General features: G+C 65.6%; 17 protein-coding genes. 14 read left to right on the top strand and 3 right to left on the bottom strand.

Annotation, left to right across the window (positions count from 1 at the left end):
• The first annotated feature begins 93 nt into the window (after nt 1-93).
• The 11 genes from DXT59_RS10015 to pyrF all read left to right on the top strand — a co-directional run bounded on the left by DXT59_RS10015 (nt 94) and on the right by pyrF (nt 11,150).
• Entirely contained in the window at nt 94-963 is an 870-nt protein-coding gene (locus DXT59_RS10015) for an IclR family transcriptional regulator (RefSeq protein ID WP_116136743.1), read from the top strand.
• On the top strand, nt 960-1,952 hold the full coding sequence (locus tag DXT59_RS10010; RefSeq protein ID WP_116136742.1) for a 2-dehydro-3-deoxygalactonokinase: 993 nt from the start codon (nt 960-962) through the stop codon (nt 1,950-1,952). Before DXT59_RS10015 ends, DXT59_RS10010 begins: the two co-directional genes overlap by 4 nt.
• Before the next feature lie 65 nt (nt 1,953-2,017).
• Nucleotides 2,018-2,698, top strand: coding sequence for a 2-dehydro-3-deoxy-6-phosphogalactonate aldolase (locus DXT59_RS10005; protein ID WP_116136741.1), 681 nt, complete (start codon nt 2,018-2,020; stop codon nt 2,696-2,698).
• Nucleotides 2,695-3,474 carry an SDR family oxidoreductase gene (locus DXT59_RS10000; RefSeq protein ID WP_116136789.1) on the top strand — a complete coding sequence of 260 codons (780 nt, stop codon included), beginning with the start codon at nt 2,695-2,697 and terminating at the stop codon, nt 3,472-3,474. Before DXT59_RS10005 ends, DXT59_RS10000 begins: the two co-directional genes overlap by 4 nt.
• 141 nt (nt 3,475-3,615) lie before the next feature.
• Nucleotides 3,616-4,617 carry an arabinose ABC transporter substrate-binding protein gene (locus DXT59_RS09995; RefSeq protein ID WP_116136740.1) on the top strand — a complete coding sequence of 334 codons (1,002 nt, stop codon included), beginning with the start codon at nt 3,616-3,618 and terminating at the stop codon, nt 4,615-4,617.
• Nucleotides 4,618-4,683: 66 nt separating this feature from the next.
• Nucleotides 4,684-6,201, top strand: coding sequence for an L-arabinose ABC transporter ATP-binding protein AraG (gene araG / locus DXT59_RS09990; RefSeq protein WP_116136739.1), 1,518 nt, complete (start codon nt 4,684-4,686; stop codon nt 6,199-6,201).
• Nucleotides 6,202-6,281: 80 nt separating this feature from the next.
• On the top strand, nt 6,282-7,298 hold the full coding sequence (araH, locus tag DXT59_RS09985) for an L-arabinose ABC transporter permease AraH (RefSeq protein WP_116136738.1): 1,017 nt from the start codon (nt 6,282-6,284) through the stop codon (nt 7,296-7,298).
• A gap of 66 nt (nt 7,299-7,364) precedes the next feature.
• The gene (locus tag DXT59_RS09980) at nt 7,365-8,153 is read left to right on the top strand and encodes an SDR family NAD(P)-dependent oxidoreductase (RefSeq protein ID WP_116136737.1); all 789 of its coding nucleotides are present in this window, start codon (nt 7,365-7,367) and stop codon (nt 8,151-8,153) included.
• Complete coding sequence (locus DXT59_RS09975) at nt 8,150-9,046, top strand: SMP-30/gluconolactonase/LRE family protein (protein WP_116136788.1); 897 nt, start codon at nt 8,150-8,152, stop codon at nt 9,044-9,046. Before DXT59_RS09980 ends, DXT59_RS09975 begins: the two co-directional genes overlap by 4 nt.
• Before the next feature lie 113 nt (nt 9,047-9,159).
• A complete protein-coding gene (locus DXT59_RS09970) occupies nt 9,160-10,236 on the top strand; it encodes an aldose 1-epimerase (protein ID WP_116136787.1) in 1,077 nt (358 codons plus the stop codon).
• A gap of 89 nt (nt 10,237-10,325) precedes the next feature.
• Complete coding sequence (gene pyrF / locus DXT59_RS09965; RefSeq protein ID WP_116136736.1) at nt 10,326-11,150, top strand: orotidine-5'-phosphate decarboxylase; 825 nt, start codon at nt 10,326-10,328, stop codon at nt 11,148-11,150.
• A gap of 74 nt (nt 11,151-11,224) precedes the next feature.
• Here pyrF and DXT59_RS09960 read toward each other — a convergent pair whose 3' ends face one another.
• The 3 genes from DXT59_RS09960 to thiL are packed head-to-tail and all read right to left on the bottom strand — an operon-like array spanning nt 11,225 to nt 13,315.
• Complete coding sequence (locus DXT59_RS09960; protein ID WP_116136735.1) at nt 11,225-11,725, bottom strand: CinA family protein; 501 nt, start codon at nt 11,723-11,725, stop codon at nt 11,225-11,227.
• A 53-nt stretch (nt 11,726-11,778) separates the two neighbouring features.
• Nucleotides 11,779-12,324: a phosphatidylglycerophosphatase A family protein gene (locus tag DXT59_RS09955; RefSeq protein ID WP_116136734.1), complete on the bottom strand. Its 546-nt coding sequence runs from the start codon at nt 12,322-12,324 to the stop codon at nt 11,779-11,781.
• Nucleotides 12,314-13,315 carry a thiamine-phosphate kinase gene (thiL, locus tag DXT59_RS09950; protein WP_116136733.1) on the bottom strand — a complete coding sequence of 334 codons (1,002 nt, stop codon included), beginning with the start codon at nt 13,313-13,315 and terminating at the stop codon, nt 12,314-12,316. Before thiL ends, DXT59_RS09955 begins: the two co-directional genes overlap by 11 nt.
• Nucleotides 13,316-13,487: 172 nt before the next feature.
• Between thiL and DXT59_RS09945 the strand changes: the two genes are divergently transcribed.
• The 3 genes from DXT59_RS09945 to DXT59_RS09935 all read left to right on the top strand — a co-directional run bounded on the left by DXT59_RS09945 (nt 13,488) and on the right by DXT59_RS09935 (nt 17,187).
• Entirely contained in the window at nt 13,488-15,794 is a 2,307-nt protein-coding gene (locus tag DXT59_RS09945; RefSeq protein WP_116136732.1) for an NADP-dependent malic enzyme, read from the top strand.
• A gap of 363 nt (nt 15,795-16,157) precedes the next feature.
• On the top strand, nt 16,158-16,610 hold the full coding sequence (locus DXT59_RS09940; RefSeq protein WP_162878010.1) for a ribonuclease: 453 nt from the start codon (nt 16,158-16,160) through the stop codon (nt 16,608-16,610).
• A gap of 16 nt (nt 16,611-16,626) precedes the next feature.
• Complete coding sequence (locus DXT59_RS09935; protein ID WP_116136786.1) at nt 16,627-17,187, top strand: barstar family protein; 561 nt, start codon at nt 16,627-16,629, stop codon at nt 17,185-17,187.
• Nucleotides 17,188-17,205 lie beyond the last annotated feature (18 nt).

The raw sequence follows: 17,205 nt of genomic DNA, 5'->3' as shown, positions 1-17,205 counted from the left end.
ACCCATTGAAGCGATTCGAGAGCGAAGCATCTCACCTGCAAGGAGACGCCCCCGATGATTGCCCCTGAAAACGACCTGGCCCATCCTCCGTCGATGGCCGATGCTCAAGACCGCGAACCGGGTCGCTCCGCCCCCGAGCCATTGCCGATCACGGGCTCGCCGCTCGAAATCAACGAATCGCAGGCGGGCACGCAAACGCTGCTGCGCGGCCTGGCGATCATCGAGGCATGCGCGAACGGCGCGCGCGATATGCGCGCGTTCGCCGCGGCGCTCGGTACGACGCGCAGCACCACCCACCGTCTCGTGAGCAGCCTCGTTCAAGCGCGCTATCTGCGCGCGGGCTCGAACGGCTATTTCATCGGACCCAAGCTCATCGAACTGGGCACGATCGCGCTCGAGCAGATGCCGTTGACCGCCGTGGCCCGTCCGCATCTCGAGCGCTTGTCGGACGAGACGCTCGATACGATCCATCTCGGCGTCCGCGACGGTGACGATGTCCTTTACATCGACAAGATCGGCGGCAAGCGCGGGCTCGAAATGCGCTCGGCGCTGGGCCATCACATGCCGCTTGCCTGCACGGGTATCGGCAAGGCGCTGATGCTCGATCTGTCGCCGCAAACGTGGGGCGTGCTTTACGACGCGGCCCGCCGCTCGGGCACGAGCGAGCGCTTCAGCCACGATGCGCGCCCCGACAAACCGATGTTCCTGCAAAAGATGGTCCGCTACGCCGCGGCCGGTTATGCGTTCGACCTCGAGGAAAACGAGGTGTCGATTCGCTGCGTCGCCGCACCGATCCGCGACGCGTCCGGAATGATCATCGCCGCCGTTTCCGTGGCCAGCACGGTCCCTTATATGCCGCTCGAACGTATGGATGAATTGGTGCCGATCGTGCAGCGCGAAGCGCGCGCGATTTCCGAAGAACTCGGTTACGTCGCGCCCGGCGGGCGCCGTATCAAACGATGAGCGCTGTGCAAGCCGTCACCGCGCAACCGGCCCTAATCGGGCTCGATTGGGGCACTACCGCCATGCGCGCCTATCTGTTCGATGCGCTCGGCACCGTCGTGGACTCGCGCGCATCGAGCGAGGGGATCATGCGCTTGCCGCAGCCGGGCGGATTCGATGCCGCTTTCGAAGCCGCATGCGGCGCATGGCTCGACGCATCGCCGCACTTGCCTGTGATCGCCGCCGGCATGGTGGGCAGCGCGCAAGGCTGGCGCGAAGCGCCCTATGTCGACGTGCCGGCCGATGCCTCCGCGCTCGTGGCCGGCATCGTGCACGTCGCGACCTCGCGCGGCGTCAGCGTGCGCATCGTACCGGGTGTGATCGAACGCGGCGAGTTGCCGAACGTCATGCGCGGCGAGGAAACGCAGATCGTCGGCGCGCTGGCGAGCGACGCGATCGCCGCGACCGCGCGCACGCTCGTGGGCTTGCCGGGCACGCATGCGAAATGGGCCGTCGTGCGCGGCGAGCGCATCGAGTCGTTCCATACGTTTATGACGGGCGAGCTTTATGGCGCCTTGCGCGAACACACGATCCTCGGACGCACGATGGTCGAGCCCGTCGAACCCGACACGCAAGCCTTTTTGCGCGGCGTCACGGTCGCCAAGCATGCGCAGCACGCGGGGCTTTTGGCGACGATCTTCAGCACGCGCACGCTCGGGCTGACCGGCGCGCTCAGCGGCGAGCAGCAGCCCGACTACCTGTCGGGACTGTTGATCGGACATGAGTTGAGCGGACTTGCCGCGCTCATCGAGTCGCGCGGCGCCGCCCTGGCCGACGAGGCGCCGCGCTTGATCGGCAGCGCCGCGCTGTGCGAGCGCTATCGGCTCGCGCTGGCCGAGTTCGGCTGCCGGCAGGCGAGCGTGGTCGAGGGCGCCGCCGAATGCGGATTGTGGCGCATCGCGACCCAGGCGGGGCTCGTGCAGCGTCGCGCGGCGGCACCGGCAAGTTGACGCGCCCAGGTGGGCGCCGGCAACCGATGAATTGTTAGCAAGCTCCATGAATTAGGCCGTTCGATATGCAAACTGAATTCGATCTACCGAAGCCTTACCAGCCCCACGCGCGCTTCATCGCCGCCTTCGAGTCATGCGGGTTGATCGCGATTTTGCGCGGCATTACGCCCGGCGAAGTGGTCGCTCATGGCCGGGCGCTGTACGACGCCGGATTCCGTATCGTCGAGGTGCCGCTCAATTCGCCCGATCCGCTCGCCAGCATCGCCGCATTGAGCAAGGCGCTGCCGGACGATGCGATCGTCGGCGCGGGGACCGTGTTGCGGCCGGCATTCGTCGAAGCCGTGGCGCAGGCCGGCGGCGAACTCGTCGTCATGCCCCACGGCGACACGGAAGTCATTCGGGCTGCCAAGGAAAAGGCAATGGCCTGCGCACCGGGCGTGGCCACGCCGACGGAGGCGTTCGCGGCGCTTGCTAGCGGCGCCGACGTGCTCAAGATGTTTCCCGCGGAGCAGTTGGGTGCCCATGTCGTGAAGGCGTGGCGCGCGGTGATCGCTAAACGCGTTCCGCTCGTGCCGGTGGGCGGCATAACGCCCGAGAACATGGGCACGTTCGTGGCCGCGGGCGCGAGCGGGTTCGGTCTCGGTTCGGCGCTCTATCGCGCCGGGCAAGACGTGGACACGACAGCGGCGCATGCGCGCGCATTCATCGAGGCTTGGCGCAAAGTGCGCCCGGGGGCGCAACGGTGAACCGGCTCGCGGGCAAGGTCGCCATCGTCACCGGGGCCGGCCGCGGCATCGGCGAGGCGATCGCGCGTGCCTTCGCGCGCGAAGGCGCGGCGACCGTGCTGGCCGAACTCGATCTCGAGGCGGCGCGTCGTGCCGCCGAACGGATCGCGGCCGATACGCCCGGCGCGCGCGTGCTCGCCGTGCAGACCGACGTGACGCGGCCTGCGTCCGTCTGCGATGCACGCGATGCGGCCGAGCATGCCTTCGGTCCCATCGACGTGCTCGTGAATAACGCCGGCATCAATGTATTTTGCGATCCGCTGACGATGAGCGACGACGACTGGCGGCGCTGCTTCGCAGTCGATCTCGACGGGGTTTGGAACGGATGTAAAGCCGTGCTGCCGGGGATGGTGGAGCGCGGGCGCGGCAGCATCGTAAACATCGCGTCGTCGCATGCGTTTCAAATCATCCCGGGGTGTTTTCCGTATCCGGTCGCCAAGCACGGCGTACTCGGTCTGACACGTGCGCTCGGGATCGAATACGCGGCACGGCAAGTGCGCGTCAACGCGATCGCGCCCGGTTATGTCGAGACGCAACTGACGCACGATTGGTGGAACGCGCAGCCGGACCCCGCGGCCGCGCGCGAAGCGACGATGGCGTTGCAGCCGATGAAGCGCATCGCGCAACCGGACGAAGTGGCGATGACGGCCGTTTTTCTCGCATCGGACGAGGCGCCGTTCATCAATGCCACATGCATCACGATCGACGGAGGGCGCACGGCGCTCTACCACGACTGACACGATAAGCGGGAAGAATGGATTTGCACGCCGCGCGGGCAGCCTCGCGCGGGAATCGCAAACCGGATGGCGCACTGGCCGCGTGAGTCATCCGATATAGACAAGGCGGCCGAACGCTCAATCAGACAGGAGACAAACCTCATGAAGCGCAAAATTTTCCTCACGCTCGTCGCTGCCGCGGTGACGACGATGGTTGCAGGCGTGCCCGCCGCGCAAGCCGCCGATCCGGTCAAGATCGGTTTCCTCGTGAAGCAGCCTGAGGAGCCTTGGTTCCAAGACGAATGGAAGTTCGCCGAAATGGCCGCGAAGCGCGACGGCTTCACGCTCGTGAAGATCGGCGCGACCTCCGGCGAAAAGGTCATGAGCGCAATCGACAACCTGCACGCCCAGCAGGCGCAAGGCTTCATCATCTGCACGCCCGACGTGAAGCTCGGGCCCGGAATCGTCGCGAAGGCGAAGGCCGACGGGCTGAAGATGATGACGGTCGACGACCGCCTCGTGGACGGCAGCGGCAAGCCGATCGCGAGCGTGCCGCACATGGGCATCTCGGCGTACAACATCGGTCAGCAAGTCGGCAAAGGGATCGTCGACGAAATCAAGAAGCGCGGCTGGGACATGAAGGATGTCGGCGCGATCGACGTGACCTATGAGCAACTGCCGACGGCGCACGATCGCACGCAAGGCGCGACCGACGTGCTCCTCGCCTCGGGTTTCCCGAAGGCGAACATCATCGCCGCTCCGCAAGCGAAGACCGACACCGAAAACGCCTTCAACGCGGCCAATATCGCCATCACGAAAAATTCGCAGTTCAAGCACTGGGTGGCATACGGCCTGAACGACGAAGCGGTGCTCGGCGCCGTGCGCGCGGCGGAGAGCCGCGGCTTCAAGGCCGACAACATGATCGGCATCGGTATCGGCGGCTCGGATTCGGCGCTGAACGAATTCAAGAAGCCGCAACCGACGGGCTTCTTCGGCTCGGTCATCATCAGCCCGAAGCGCCATGGCGACGAGACGTCGGAAGATATGTACAAGTGGATCACGACGGGCAAGGAGCCGCCGCTGCTCACGCTCACCACCGGGATGCTCGCCACGCGAGAGAACGTAGCGAAGGTGCGTGAAGAGATGGGGCTCGCCGCGAAGTAAGCGGCGCGGCATGCCGGGCCGGCCGCGCGCCGGCCCGGGCGACCCTTCAGTACGAGGATAGGTGAGATGTCAGCAACGTTGCGATTTGACAATATCGGCAAGGTGTTTCCGGGCGTGCGCGCGCTCGACGGCGTGTCCTTCGAAGTGGATGCGGGCCAGGTGCACGGTCTCATGGGCGAAAACGGCGCGGGCAAGTCGACGCTGCTCAAGATCTTGGGCGGCGAGTATCAGCCGGACTCGGGCCGCATCTTGATGGACGGCAAGGAAGTGCGCTTTCCGAGCGCGGCTGCCTCGATCGCGGCGGGCGTCGCGGTGATTCACCAGGAGCTGCAGTACGTTCCCGATTTGACGGTGACGGAAAATCTGCTGCTCGGCCGGTTGCCGAGCGCGTTCGGGTGGGTGAACAAGCGCGGCGCCAAGCGCTTCGTGCAGGAACGGCTTGCGCAGATGGGCGTCGATCTCGACCCCAATGCGCGGCTCGGGCGCTTGTCGATCGCGCAGCGGCAGATGGTGGAAATCTGCAAGGCATTGCTGCGCAACGCGCGCGTAATCGCGCTCGACGAGCCGACGAGCTCCCTCTCGCACCGCGAGACCGAAGTGCTGTTCAAGCTCGTGCGCGAATTGCAGGCCGACGGCCGTGCGCTCATCTACATCTCGCACCGGATGGACGAGATCTACGAGCTGTGTACCGCTTGTACGATTTTCCGCGACGGCCGCAAAGTGACGTCGCATCCGTCGCTCGCCGAAGTCAAGCGCGACACGATCGTGAAAGAGATGGTCGGGCGCGAAATCACCGACATCTACGGGTATCGGCCGCGCCGGCAAGGCGAGGTCAGGCTGGCCGTCGAGGCGGTCGAAGGCCACGGACTTGCCGCGCCCGCGAGTTTTTCGGTGCGCGCGGGTGAGATCCTCGGCTTTTTCGGGCTCGTCGGCGCGGGGCGCAGCGAATTGATGCGGCTCGTGTACGGCGCCGAGAAACGGCGCGGCGGACAACTGACGCTCGACGGCGCGCCCACCGACGTGAAAAGCCCCACGCATGCGATTCGGCAGGGCATCGTGCTGTGTCCCGAGGACCGCAAGGAAGAGGGCATCGTCGCCATGGCGTCGGTGGCCGAGAACATCAATATCAGTTGCCGCCGCCACGAGTTGCGCGCCGGTCTGTTCCTCAATCGGAAGAAAGAGGCGGAAACGGCCGATCGCTTCATCAAGCTGCTCAAGATCAAGACGCCCAGCCGGCGGCAGAAGATTCGCTTGCTCTCGGGCGGTAACCAGCAAAAGGCGATTTTGTCGCGTTGGCTCGCCGAGCCCGACCTGAAGGTCGTCATTCTGGACGAGCCCACGCGCGGGATCGACGTCGGGGCGAAACACGAGATCTACAACGTCATCTACGAACTGGCCGAGCGCGGCTGCGCCGTGGTGATGGTGTCGTCCGAGTTGCCCGAGGTGCTCGGCGTCTCGGATCGCATCGTGGTCATGCGCGAGGGACGGATCTCGGGCGAACTCGCGCGTGGCGAGGCCAGCGAGCCGGCCCTCTTGGAACTGGCCCTGCCGCAGGGCGGACGCGCGGCGCGCGAAGCGGCGTAAAGCGGTGTAAAGCGCGCGGAGCCGGACACGGAACCAAAGAAACGAAAACCCGTCGCGAACGACGGTGAAGGAGTCAGGACATGCAAGCAAGAGAAAACCTCGTCGAGGCAGGCGCCAAGCGCGCGGCCGAAGCGTTGATCCCGCAGCCGAACGATCGGCAAAAGTGGTGGCAGCAGGTCACCGAATACAGCCTCATTTTGATTTTCGCCGTCATGTTCGTGACGACGTCGCTGACCGTCGATCACTTCTTCTCGATCGACAACATGCTCGGTCTCGCGCTGTCGGTTTCGCAGATCGGCATGGTGGCGTGCACGATGATGTTCTGTCTTGCGTCGCGCGACTTCGATTTGTCCGTGGGCTCCACGGTGGCGTTCGCGGGCGTGCTGTGCGCGATGGTGCTCAATGCGACGAACAACACGTTCCTCGCGATCGTGGCGGCGGTGGCCGCCGGGTCGGTGATCGGCTGGGTGAACGGTGCCGTCATCGCCTATCTGCGCATCAACGCGTTGATTACGACGCTGGCGACGATGGAAATCGTCCGCGGCCTCGGTTTCATCGTTTCGCATGGGCAGGCCGTGGGCGTATCGTCGGATACGTTCATCGCGCTCGGCGGGCTGACGCTCTTCGGCGTCTCGCTGCCGATTTGGGTCACGCTCGTGTGCTTCATCGCGTTCGGCGTCTTGCTGAACCAAACCGTCTATGGCCGCAACACGCTCGCGATCGGCGGTAATCCGGAAGCCTCGCGGCTGGCCGGGATCAACGTCGAGCGCACGCGCGTCGTGATCTTCCTGGTGCAAGGCGCCGTGACGGCGTTGGCCGGCGTGATTCTCGCTTCGCGTATCACCTCGGGGCAGCCGAACGCCGCCGAAGGCTTCGAACTGAACGTCATCTCCGCCTGCGTGCTCGGCGGCGTGTCGCTGCTCGGTGGCCGCGCGACGATTTCGGGCGTCGTGATAGGCGTGCTGATCATGGGCACGGTCGAGAACGTCATGAACCTGCTGAACATCGACGCGTTCTATCAATATCTCGTGCGCGGCGCGATCCTGCTCGCGGCCGTGCTGCTCGACCAGCTAAAGAATCGCGGCTCGCGCGATTGAACGATGGTGGCGTTTCGAGCCCGCACAACGAAAGGCGCTCTTTCGCTCTAACGGAGACTATTTACGATGTCGCTTCCCGATCATCCGCAATTGGGCCCCTACGCGCGCTACCCGAGCCTCGTCGGCCGAACCGTGTTCATCACGGGCGGCGCGACCGGCATCGGCGCCTCGTTCGTCCAGCATTTCGCGCTGCAAGGCGCGCGCGTGGCATTTTGCGATATCGACACGAGCGCGGGTCAGGCGCTGGCCGATGCGCTCGGCGATGCGCGCGAGAAGCCGCTCTTTCTCGCCTGCGACGTGACCGACATCGAGGCGCTGCGCGGCGCGATCGCCGATGCGCAAAGTGCCATCGGCCCGATCGCGGTGCTAGTCAACAACGCCGCCAACGACGTCCGCCATGCACTCGCCGACGTCACGCCGGATTCGTTCGACGCGGGCATCGCCGTCAATCTGCGGCACCAGTTCTTCGCCGCGCAAGCCGTGGTCGAGGACATGAAGCGCGCGGGCGGCGGCTCGATCATCAACCTGGGCTCGATCAGTTGGATGCTCAAGCAAGGGGGCATGCCCGTTTACTTGACGTCGAAGGCCGCGATTCAAGGGCTCACGCACGCACTGGCGCGCGATTTGGGACCGTTCGGCATCCGCGTCAATACGCTCGTGCCCGGCTGGGTTCTGACCGAGAAGCAGCGCAGGCTGTGGCTCGACGAGGCCGGCAAACGCGCGCTGAAGGAAGGGCAGTGCTTGGACGGCGAACTCATGCCAGAGGATTTGGCGCGCATGGCGCTGTTCTTGGCGGCCGACGACAGCCGCATGGTGACGGCGCAGGAATTCATCGTCGATGGGGGATGGGCATGAACGCCGAGGGTGGCCGCGCGACGCTCGCGGTGCCCGCGCGCTGCGCGTTGGGCGAGGGGGCGACCTGGTGCGCGCGCACCGGGCGCTTTTACTGGACCGACATCGAAGGCGCGCGCTTGCATCGCTTCGATCCGGCTACGGACGAGCACGCGAGCTGGCCGATGCCCGAACGGCTGGCGACCTTCGCGCTGTGCGCCGACCCGAACCACCTGCTGCTCGGCCTCGCGACCCATCTCGCATTCTTCGATCTGACGACGCTCGAGATTCGCCCGATCGTGGACGTCGAGTCCGGCCTTCCCACGCGATTGAACGACGGCCGGTGCGACCGTCAGGGGCGTTTCGTCTTCGGCACCAAATACGAAGGGCCCGATACGGAAGTGGCAGGGGGCTTTTACCGGCTCGGCCACGATTTGTCGCTCGAGCGGCTGCCCTTGCCGACGCCCGCCATCTCGAACAGCATCGGCTTCAGCCCCGACGGCGCGACGATGTACTTTTGCGACTCGCCCTCGCGCGAGATCCTCGCTTGCGACTACGGGGCCGACGGGACGGTCGGTCACATTCGCCTCTTCGCGCGGCTGACCGATCCGGAGGGCGTGCCCGACGGCTCGACCGTCGATGCCGAGGGAGGCTTGTGGAACGCGCAATGGGGCGGTAGCCGCGTCGTGCGTTACGGCCCCGACGGCGTCGAAACCGAACGCGTCGTCGTGCCGGTGAGCCAGCCCAGTTGCGTGGCCCTTGGGGGACCGCACCTGAGCACGCTTTATCTCACCACGGCCCGTGTCGAACTCGATGCGGCGGCGCTCGCGACGCAACCAGAGGCCGGGGGCATCTTCGTCGCGTCGAGTAGCCGGCGCGGCTTGCCCGAGCCGCTGTTTCAGGGCCGGTGGCGGTAAACCCTGGCGCGCCGGGTTAAACCGAACGCATCCCCAGGGGTCAAAGGCGGCAACGACACGCCTTCGCATATTGCCTGGCCGTCATGGCCGGGCGCCTCTCGACGGAGCCGATCATGAGCGCAGCCCATACCGATCTCAGCGCCGCGCGCGCGTCCGAGACTCGCCGCTCCCGCACCGATGCGGGCAACAAGCGAGCGCAAACGCGCAGTGCGAAGCTGGCCGCGATCGTGCAGCCGGTCCGCCCCGGGCCGGGAACGTCGGCGATTGCGCGCTCAGCGGGCGATGAGGCTAGAGGCGCCGAATTGACGCTGGCCAACGAACATCTGCGCGTCGATCTCGCGCCATCGCGCGGCGGCGGGATGACGCGATTCGATTGGCATGGCGACGGTCGTGCGCCGACGCCCATTTTTCGGGGGTGCGATTCGGGGCAGCCGGCGCAAGACGAGACAGACCCGAACGGGCTTGCCTGCTATCCGCTCGTACCGTTTTCGAATCGCATCGGCGGCGCGCGTTTTCAATTCGAGGGGCGTGAGGTGGCGGTCCCTCGCAATCGAGCGGATGAGCGCTTGCCGATCCACGGCGACGGCTGGCTGCGCGCATGGCGCGTCGCCGACCGCGGCGAGCACCATGCCACCCTCGTGCTCGAGCGCGAACGAGCTAAGCCGCATGCCTACCGGGCGACGCTGCGTTATGCGCTCGATGGGCCGGCGCTAACCGTCACGCTCGCCGTCGAGAATGCCGGGCGCGAGGCGTTGCCGTTCGGGCTCGGGCTGCATCCGTTCCTCGCACGCGACGACGACACGCGCCTCGCGGCCGCGGCGAGCGGCTTGTGGTTGTCCGGCGACGACTGGTTGCCCCAGCGTCACGTGCCGGCCCCGGCCGCCTGGGTGTTCGGCGTGGCCTATCCACTGCCCGGCGCGCTCGTGAACCACGCCTTCACGCAGTGGAGCGGGCGAGCATCGGTCGTATGGCCGCGCAGGCGGCTGTCGCTCACGATCGAGGCGGACGCCGACTATTACGTGCTCTACACGCCGCCCGGCGAAGATTTCTTTTGCTTCGAGCCCGTCGATCATCCGATCAACGCGGTCAATTTGCCGGGCGGCGCCAGTGAGCATGGCATGACCGTCTTGGCGCCGGGCGAGCGCTTGACGCGCGCGTTCCGCTTTACGGTCGAGCCCGTGGGGCGATAGCGGACACACGGCGGCGGCGCGGCGAGGCGCGACGGCGAACGGTTAAAATATGCACCTTTTCCGCCATCGGCGCGCGCGCCGTCTTCGTTATGTCCAGCTCCTACTCGTTCGTTCGCTCGCTCCACGATGCTTGGCAGCGCACGAACTCGCTCCTGTGCGTCGGTCTCGATCCCGAACCGTCGCGCTTTCCCGCCGGCCTCGCCAACCGCGCCGACAAGATTTTCGAATTTTGCCGCGACATCGTCGATGCGACCGCGCCCTTCGCCAGCGCGTTCAAACCGCAGATCGCCTACTTCGCCGCGCATCGCGCCGAGGACCAACTCGAAGCGTTGATCGCGCACGTCCACGACAATCACCCGGGTTTGCCGGTGATTTTGGATGCCAAGCGCGGCGACATCGGCAGCACAGCCGAGCAATACGCGCGCGAGGCGTTCGAGCGCTACCGCGCCGATGCGGTGACCGTCAATCCGTACATGGGTTTCGACTCGATCGAGCCGTACCTGGCGCACGAAGGCAAGGGCGTGATCGTGCTGTGCCGCACGTCTAACCCGGGCGGCTCCGATCTGCAATTTCTCGAAACGGGCGGGCGGCCGCTCTATCAGGTCGTGGCGTCGCTCGCGGCCGAGAAATGGAACGCGAGCGGCCAACTGGGCTTGGTCGTCGGGGCGACGTTTCCGAAAGAGATCGAGGTGGTGCGCGGCATCGTCGGTGACATGCCGCTCTTGATTCCAGGCATCGGCGCGCAGGGCGGCGACGTCGAAGCGACCGTGCGCGCCGGGCGCACGGCGGCCGGCACGGGGATGATGATCAACTCGTCGCGCGCGATTCTGTATGCGGGCAAGGACGGAAACTTCGCGCGCGAGGCGGCGCGCATCGCCCAAGAAACGCGCGATAAGATCAACGGCTATCGTTGAGCGTCATAGCCCTTACCCCGTCATAGCCCATACCGGCGAACGGCCGGCGCCGCGCCTTAACGCTACCCCTTACGCTAGCGCTCGTTCTCGTCGATATGTTTGAGCAAGCCGCGCAGCGCGTGCGCGGCGGCTTGCACGCGAATCTGTTCGCGATCGCCCTTGAACACGAGCGTTTCCGCCGACGTTTCGAGGCGATTGCTCCAAGCGAAGCAGACCATGCCGACCGGCTTGGTTTCCGTCCCGCCGCCGGGACCCGCCACGCCCGTAATGGCGAGCGACACCTGGGCGCGGCTGTTGCGCAGCGCGCCTTCGGCCATCGCCCGCGCGACGTTCTCGCTGACGGCGCCGTGTTTGTCGATCAACTCGGCCGGCACGCCGATCATTTCCGTTTTCGCTTGATTCGAGTACGTGACGAAGCCGCGCTCGAACCATCCGCTGCTGCCCGAAATATCGGTGACGGCCGCGGCGACCATGCCGCCCGTGCACGACTCCGCGGTGGCAAGAAGCAGATGCATCTCGCGCAGCTTGTTGCCGGCGCGCACGGCGAGTTGATGAACGACGGAATCGGTTGGCATTGCGTTGATCTCGGCTGGGCAACGGTTGCGTGGCGCCGGGCGGGCCCCGGGGGTCAGATTGTCATGCGCCAAAGCGCAATGACGAGCAGCGAGAAGAAAGCCGCGACCAGGTCGTCGAGCATGATGCCGAAGCCGCCTTTGACGCGGCGGTCGAAGTAGCGGATCGGCGGCGGCTTGACCATGTCGAAGAAGCGGAACACGACAAATGCGCCGAGTTGGCCCGCGAACGTTTCGGGCGTGACGAAGACGAGCACGAGCCAGAACGCGACGATCTCATCCCAGACGACGGGGGAGGGATCGTCGGTGCCGAGCTTGCGCGCCGTGAAGCCCGTCATATAGATACCGGCGATGAACCCGACAACGATCAGCGCGGCCCATTCGATGACGGTCAGGCGGCCGTTGAGGGCGGCAAACGAGGCCCACGCGAATAGCGTGCCGACGGTGCCCGGCATGATCGGGGAAAGGCCGCTGCCGAACCCGAGCGAGAACCAATGGAGCGGGTGCGACAGCATGAAGCGAGCGCTTGCGCGGCGCTTCACGCGCGGCGCGTCGACTGCGGCGGGCGGCGCACCGCCGCCTAACGAAGGATCAGGTTGCATCGAAATGGTCGAAGCCGTGCAGCGTCAAGGAAAGCGGCGCATTCGCGCCGTCGTGCCATGCGATCGCCGGCTCGTCGGCCGCATGACGCAGGGCGCTTATTGTACCGATCCTCGTGACGGCCACGTTCGCGCGTCCGCCCGCGTCGGCAATGGCCTCGCGCGCGTGAGCCGGGGCCGTGAAAAGCAGCTCGTAGTCGTCGCCGCCTGCAAGCGCGCAGCGCCGCTGGGCGTCGAGCGGCAGCTTGCGCAGCGTGCCCGAACGCGGAATGGCGTCGACGTCGATCGAGGCGTGCACGCGCGAGCGCTCGAGGATGTGGCGCAAGTCTCCGGCCAGGCCGTCGGAAACATCGAGCGCCGAATGCGCGAGGCCGCGTAACGCGAGGCCGAGCGCGATGCGCGGCTCGGGCTGCTCGAGAGCATGACGCAGCGAGGCTTCGTCGTTCGCGTCGAATACCCCCGCCGGCCATTCGCCGCGCAAAACGCCCAGGCCCGCGCGCGCGTCGCCGAGCGTGCCCGACACCCAGATATCGTCGCCATCCTTGGCGCCGTCGCGGCGCAGCGCCGCGTGCGCGGGGACGTCGCCGAAGATGGTCACGCACAAGTTCAAGGGGCCACGCGTCGTATCGCCGCCGATCAACGCGCAGCCGTGACGGTCCGCGAGGGCGAACAGACCGTCGGCGAAGGCTTCGAGCCATGCCTCGCGCGGCGTTTCGAGCGCGAGCGAGAGCGTGAAGGCACGCGGCTTCGCACCCATCGCGGCGAGATCCGATAAGTTCACGGCCAGCGTCTTGTGGCCCAGCGCGCGTGGATCGACATCGGGCATGAAATGGCGGCCTTCGACGAGCATGTCCGTCGAAACGGCCAGCATTTGCCCGGCATCGGGGGCGATCAAGGCGCAGTCGTCGCCAATGCCCAGCGCGGCGACGGTGGGGCTCGAACGCGCGCGCCGCGCAAAAAAACGTTCGATCAGCGCGAACTCGGATAAGGGCATAGAAAGGTGCGGTCGGAAGGTGATCGGTTGCAGCGGCAAGGCCGCGCCGACACGCCCGGCAGACCCGGCCGGACGGACAAGGCGGTCGGGAGGGGGGACGAATGGCGCTACAATGCGTCGAACACTCATTCTAATCCGCGTAACACACCCTCAGACTGGACTCACGAACCTCATGTCTACGAATCCCGCTGCCGCCAAGGCGAAGCTGCGCGAAGCCGCGCTCGATTATCACGAATTTCCGTCGCCCGGCAAGATCGCCATTGCGCCGACGAAACAGATGATCAACCAGCGCGATCTCGCGCTAGCGTATTCGCCCGGGGTCGCGTTCGCTTGCGAGGAAATCGTCGAGAATCCGCTGAACGCGGCGCGCTTCACGGCGCGCAGCAACCTGGTCGGCGTCGTCACGAACGGCACGGCGGTGCTCGGTCTCGGCAATATCGGCCCGCTCGCCTCGAAGCCCGTCATGGAAGGCAAGGCCGTGCTGTTCAAGAAGTTCGCCGGGATCGACGTTTTCGATATCGAGCTGAACGAATCCGATCCGCATAAGCTCGTCGATGTGATCGCCGCGCTCGAACCGACGTTCGGCGGCATCAACTTGGAAGACATCAAGGCACCCGATTGCTTCATCGTGGAGCGCGAGTGCCGCAAACGGATGAAGATCCCCGTTTTCCACGACGACCAGCACGGCACGGCCATCGTCGTGGCGGCCGCCGTCACGAACGGCTTGAAGGTGGTCGGCAAGGACATCTCGAAGGTCAAGCTCGTTGCTTCCGGCGCCGGCGCCGCCGCCCTCGCGTGTTTGGACTTGCTCGTCGATCTCGGGCTGCCGATCGAGAACATCCTGGTGACGGATTTGGCCGGTGTGGTCTACAAGGGCCGTACCGAACTGATGGACCCGGATAAGGAACGTTTCGCGCGCGAGACGACGGCGCGCACGCTGGCCGAGGTCATCGAAGGCGCCGACATTTTCCTCGGTCTGTCGGCCGGCGGCGTGCTCAAGCCCGAGATGGTCAAGACGATGGCCGCCAAGCCGCTGATCCTCGCGCTGGCCAATCCGACGCCGGAAATCCTGCCGGAACTCGCGTTGGAAGTGCGACCCGACGCCGTGCTCGCGACGGGCCGCACCGATTACCCGAACCAGGTCAACAACGTCCTGTGCTTCCCGTTCATCTTCCGCGGCGCGCTCGATGCCGGCGCGACGACGGTGACGCGCGAGATGGAAATCGCCGCCGTCAACGCGATCGCCGAGCTCGCGCGGCAGGAACAAAGCGACATCGTCGCGACGGCATATGGCATTCAGGACCTCTCGTTCGGACCGGAGTACTTGATTCCGAAGCCGTTCGATCCGCGTCTCATCGTGAAGATCGCGCCGGCCGTGGCGCAGGCTGCGATGGATTCCGGCGTCGCGACGCGTCCGATCGAGGATATGGACGCCTACAAGCAGCATCTGCAACAGTTCGTCTACCACAGCGGTACGACGATGAAGCCGATCTTCCAGCAGGCGCGCAGCGTCGAGCCCGGCAAGAAGCGCATCGTGTTCGCCGAGGGCGAGGAAGAGCGCGTGCTGCGCGCCGTGCAAATCGTCGTCGACGAAAAGCTCGCCACGCCGATCTTGATCGGCCGGCCCGCGGTCATCGAGCACCGCATCGAGCGCTACGGCTTGCGGCTCACGCCGGGTGTCGATTTCACGGTCGTCAATACCGAGCACGACGAGCGCTATCGCGACTTCTGGCAGACCTACTACAAGATGATGTGCCGCAAGGGCATCAGCCAACAATTGGCGAAGGTCGAGATGCGCCGCCGCACGACGCTGATTGGTTCGATGCTCGTCAAGAAGGGCGAAGCCGACGGCATGATTTGCGGCACGATCTCCACACCGCATCGTCACCTGCACTTCATCAATCAAGTCATCGGCAAACGCGAGGGCTGCACCGTGTTCGGCGCGATGAACGGCCTCGTGCTGCCGGGCCGTCAGATCTTCCTCGTCGATACGCACGTGAACGTCGATCCGACGCCGGCGGAGTTGGCCGAAATCACGATCATGGCGGCCGAAGAGGTGCGCCGCTTCGGTATCGAACCGAAGATCGCGCTTGTTTCGCATTCGAATTTCGGGACGAGCAATGCGCCCTCCGCGCAGAAGATGCGCGATACGCTCGAACTGATCCGCGAGCGCGCGCCCGATCTGCAAGTGGACGGCGAGATGCACGGGGACGTTGCCCTCGACCCGGCGCTGCGACGCGAAGTACTGCCGGAATCGACGCTGGACGGCGAGGCGAACCTGCTCGTGTTGCCGAACATCGATGCGGCGAACATCGCCTATAACCTGCTGAAGACCGCCGCGGGCAACAATATCGCGATCGGGCCGATCTTGCTCGGCGCGGCCAAGCCCGTGCATGTCCTCACCGAGTCGGCGACGGTGCGGCGCATCGTCAATATGGCGGCCCTGCTCGTGGCCGACGTGAGCGCCGCGGGCCGCTGACGTGCGTTAAGCCGGGCGGCTGAGCCGGGCAGTTAAGCCGGACGGCAAAGAAAAACGGCGTGCCCGTTGCGGGCACGCCGGGGGCGAAAAGAGAGGCTGCCGCCCCAAATGCGTGAAACAACGATCTCCGATCGCCGCGACGAGGAGGCAAAGACTCGCCGCATCGGTTACCGTCGGATCGGATCTTATCTTGCGCGTGGTGGATATTTATCTTGTGCAAGATAAATAGGACCATCGGAAATCCCGCGAATCGAAGCTAAACCTTTCATTTTCCACACAAAGATTGCGTCCGAGGGCCGTTAGGGATACCCTTACACTTTTCGTGGTCGTTCACTTTCGATCGAGCAGCAGGAACTCTGGCCGATGACACGCGCGGGAACACGCGAACGAGCAGCTAAGTGGCTTCGTCACGGTGCAATGGCGGCCTTCGTGGCCGTAGCGGGCTGGACCGGTATCGGTGTGCCCGGCGGCCCGGACTTGTCGCCGGCGGCTTGGGCGCGCGAGGCGCCGATGGCGCCGGCTGGCGTGACCGGCACGATCTCGCCGGCGCAGTTGCCGCCCGAGGCGCGCGTCACGCTGAAGTCGATCGCGGCCGGCGGTCCCTATCCGTACGCGAAGGACGGCGTCGTGTTCGGCAATTTCGAGCGGCTGTTGCCGCCGCATCGGCGCGGTTACTACCATGAGTACACGGTCCCCACGCCGCGAGCGAAAAACCGCGGTGCGCGCCGCATCGTCTGCGGCGGCCCCTCTGGACGGATCGACGACTGCTTCTATTCAGACGACCACTACAACAGTTTCAAACGCATTGTTGAATGACATCGGGATGAACGGCATGAGCGACAACGTCTACGCGCACGAAACCGCAGTCGCGACGGATCTGTTCGCGGCCGGCGACGGCAATCTTTTTCAGCGCGTCATGCAATTGCGCATGACCGAGCGCGGTCAGGGCGCCGAAGGCGACGCGGCATCCCGGCATTCACCGAGCGAGGAGCCCATGAGCCTTTTCGCGACCGTGCGACCGAACATCGTCCAATCGATCCGGGCGTTTCGCGTGCAAGATCTCGCCGACGAAGCGCGCCGGCTCGAGCAGCACTTTTTGTTCGCTTACTGCGGGCAGGCTGCCTCGAAGCAGGAAGTGCTGGAAACGATCGCCACGTCGTTCCTGTTTCCGAAGCATTTCGGCAAGAACTACGACGCGCTCTACGACTGTCTGACCGATCTCGTCCACAAGGCGGGTGCGCAGCCCGGTTTCGTGATCGTTCTCGAGGGGCTCCCGATCGCACAAAAGTTCGACAAGGAAGGGCGCGAGACGCTGCTCGACGTGTTCCGCGAGGCGGCCGAGTTCTGGGCCGAGCGCAAGGTCGCATTCCGCGTTTTCTATTCGTTCGCCTAAGCGCCCCTAACCGGGCGG

The organism is Trinickia diaoshuihuensis (assembly GCF_003390925.1).
GTDB classification, from domain to species: domain Bacteria; phylum Pseudomonadota; class Gammaproteobacteria; order Burkholderiales; family Burkholderiaceae; genus Trinickia; species Trinickia diaoshuihuensis.
The sequence above is the reverse complement of the archived record's forward strand: the minus strand, read 5'-3'. Positions and strand labels throughout refer to the sequence as shown.